This is a genomic window from Polaromonas sp. P3_C2 (assembly GCF_056402675.1).
On sequence record NZ_JBFUGX010000534.1, the window covers coordinates 1 to 2,924 of the forward strand.

The window sequence follows — 2,924 nt, forward strand, 5'->3', positions numbered from 1 at the left end:
CGGTCGCCCTATGGTTTTTTGCATGCGGCAAGCGCGTGGCTGGTGACCTTCCTGCTTGCGGACTGCCTGTGGTCGGGTATCGGCAAGGCCGAGCTCTGGCGCACTTCGTGGGCCGGCGTGGTCCTGCTGGTCAGCGCCATCGCGGTGCTGATGCTGCTGGCGGTGTGGGCAGGGCGTGTCAACAGCGCGGCCCTGCGACAGGGCGCGAAGTGGCCCCTCAATCCGCATGCCCAGGCTTACTACTGGTATGCCGCCTTGCCGCTGGCGGTGCTGGTGTTCTGGGGCGCGCTGGTGGCTGCGGTTCACTCGTCGGGTCACACTGCACCGCTGCCTTACATCCCGTTGCTCAACCCGACCGACCTGACGCTTGCGCTCGCACTGGGCGCCCTGGTGTTCTGGCGCCGCGTGCTGGTGACGGCCGCGCCGCCGCCGGGCAATGCGGGCTGGGTGACCGGCCGTAATGCGCTGGTGGCTTTGGCCTTGCTGATGTTTGTCGCCGTCAATACCGTGTGGCTGCGCATCGCCCACCATTTCTTCGGCGTACGCTGGGACGCCGACGCGCTGTTCGGCAGCTTCGTGGTGCAAACCGGTTACGCCATTTTGTGGACGCTGCTGGCCCTGAGCCTGATGGTGCTGGCGCACCGGCGCGTGCAGCGGCCGCTGTGGCTGGTGGGCGCTGGCCTGCTGGGCCTGGTGGTCGTCAAGCTGCTGTTGATTGACTTGTCGAACGCCGGCGGGGCGGAGCGCATCATCGCGTTCATCGTGGTGGGGGTGCTGATGCTGGTGGTGGGCTACTTTGCGCCGCTGCCGCCCAAGGCCGCCGCCACCGCCACTGCGCAAGATGTTTTGCCCGAAGATGCGGGCGACCAGAAGGTAACCCAGTCATGAAAATCAACCAACGCTTTTTAACCCTGGCGCTCTCCACCGCGCTGGCAGCCCCGTTGCTGGCGCTGGCCGCCGACGCCGCGGATGCCGGCAGCGCCAAATCGTATGCTGTTCGCATACCTGTGACGCTGGCGCCTGATGCGCCGTTGCAGCGGCTGGTGGTGCCGGCCGAAGCCCTGGTGCGGCTGCAAAGCGCCGGTTATGGCGACATACGCCTCTTCAATGCGGCGGGTCAGCCGGTGCCCATGGCGCTGGCCAACGTCGCCGCGGAAACGGCTACGCAGGAGCAGCAGGTCAAGCTCACGGCGTATCCCATCCTGGGTGCCGCAGGCGCTGCCGGTCTGGAGGGTCTGTCGCTGCGCATTGAAGAGCGGCAGGGCCGGCGCGTGGTGCAGCTCAACACGGGCAGCGCGGCAGACACCGCGGGCGCGGCTTCATCGCAAAAGGTGCTGGGCGCGCTGCTCGACACGCGCAGCGTCAATGCGCCGGCAGCCCGCCTGACGCTGGACGCCGACCTGCCGGTCGGCCAGCCCGTGAGCTTTAATGTGCAGGCCAGCAAGGATCTGAAGAACTGGCGGCCCCTGGCCGACACCGTGCTGTACCGCGCCGATGCTTCCGCCCCGGCCGCCAGCCTGGGTGACAGCAGCCTGGCGCTTGCCATGGCGGATTTGAAAGACCACTACCTGCGCATCACCTGGGGGGACGCCGCCGTCACCCTGCGCGGCGCCACGCTGGTCACGTCCCGCAGCACGGCCCTGCGCCAGCGCGTGGGCGCCACCATGGCCACGCCGGTGCTGACCCATCCGCATGAGCTGACTTTTGCGTTGCCTTTTGCCACGCCTGTTGCGGCCTTAAAGATCACGCCGCAAGGCAGCAATGTGCTGGTGCCCATCCGCGTGCTGGGCCGTAATGACCGCAACCAGCCGTGGGCGTTGCTGGCCAGCGCCGTGGTCTACCGGATGACCACCGCGGGCAAAGAACAAGCCAGCGGACCGGTCGAATTGCAGGGCTCATCGGTGCGCGAAATGAAGATCGAAGCCGACCTCAAAACGCCGGGGTTTGCCGCCGCGCCTGAAATCGTCCTGCAGTTCGAACCGGCACAGCTCATCTTTCTGGCCAGCGGGCAGGGCCCTTTCACCCTGGCTGCGGGCCTGGCCAGCGCAACGGGGGCAGCAGGCGCTTTTCTGCCCATGGCCAGCCTGATTCCTGGCTACAAGGCCCAGCAGGAAAACTCGCTGCCTGTCGCCCAGGCCGACGTGTCCAAAGCAGACGTCACCGGTGGCAGTGCCGCTGTGGCCGGCCCGCTGGTGGCGGCGCAGCCCCCCAGCCAGGGCATGCCCACACGCAGCCTGGTGTTGTGGGGCGTCTTGCTGGCGGGAGCCCTGGCGCTGGGGCTGATGGCGTGGGTGCTGCTCAGGCAAACCCGGCAGGCTGTGGAGCCCGGTCAATAAGTTTTATACCGCCACTACCTGAAGTCGTATTGCTATTGTTTTGATAGCCCCTCGCGCAGATTCCTATTGGCCTAGAAGCACTTTTGGTTCAAATTTTGCGCGTTTGGTGCTGAAAAATGCCTTCACGTTGCGCACATTCGCGTCGCTGGTGAAAAGCCGCTGTGCCAGCGCAAGGTAGCGCGGCATGTCGGCCACATGTACCACCAGCATGAAGTCCGGCCCCGGTGAGACGCGGTAGCACTGCTGAACGGCGTCGTCCTGCACCACCCGCGCCTCAAACGCTTCCTGCTGCTCGGTGCCTTGACGATCCAGCGTGATTTCGACCAGGGCCGTCAGCCCGTGGCCGGTGAGGGTGGCCAGTTTGTCGGGGCTGAGCAGTGCGATTTCACGCTCCACCAGCCCGGCATCGCGCAGGCGTTTCACGCGGCGCAAGCAGGTCGGCGGCGAGATATGGACGCGTTCGGCCAGCGCCTGGTTGCTCAGCGATGCATCGGTTTGCAGGCTGGCCAGTAGCTTCACGTCAACGTCATCAATGGTTATTTGTTCCATTAAGTGAATATAAATGAAATTTAATTCTATATACTGAAG

Annotated in this window: 3 protein-coding genes; 2 read left to right on the forward strand and 1 reads right to left on the reverse strand. The window is 65.3% G+C overall.

All coding sequences use genetic code 11. The features are described 5' to 3' along the window. Together AC1DWI_RS18495 and AC1DWI_RS18500 are read left to right on the forward strand one after the other, a co-directional pair. The coding region (locus AC1DWI_RS18495; RefSeq protein WP_477725406.1) for a DUF2339 domain-containing protein at positions 1-888 on the forward strand (888 nt) is incomplete at its 5' end. Next, positions 885-2,336 carry a DUF3999 domain-containing protein gene (locus tag AC1DWI_RS18500; protein ID WP_477670008.1) on the forward strand — a complete coding sequence of 484 codons (1,452 nt, stop codon included), beginning with the start codon at positions 885-887 and terminating at the stop codon, positions 2,334-2,336. The genes AC1DWI_RS18495 and AC1DWI_RS18500, both read left to right, overlap by 4 nt. A gap of 63 nt (positions 2,337-2,399) precedes the next feature. On the opposite strand, the gene AC1DWI_RS18505 is transcribed toward AC1DWI_RS18500, so the two are convergent. Beyond that, positions 2,400-2,885, reverse strand: coding sequence for an Lrp/AsnC family transcriptional regulator (locus AC1DWI_RS18505; protein WP_477670007.1), 486 nt, complete (start codon positions 2,883-2,885; stop codon positions 2,400-2,402). Positions 2,886-2,924: the final 39 nt, after the last annotated feature.

Excerpts from the sequence above, each read along its gene's own strand:
- AC1DWI_RS18505 (WP_477670007.1), bottom strand. The coding sequence starts at position 2,885 with ATGGAACAAATAACCATTGATGACGTTGACGTGAAGCTACTGGCCAGC.
- AC1DWI_RS18500 (WP_477670008.1), top strand. The coding sequence starts at position 885 with ATGAAAATCAACCAACGCTTTTTAACCCTGGCGCTCTCCACCGCGCTG.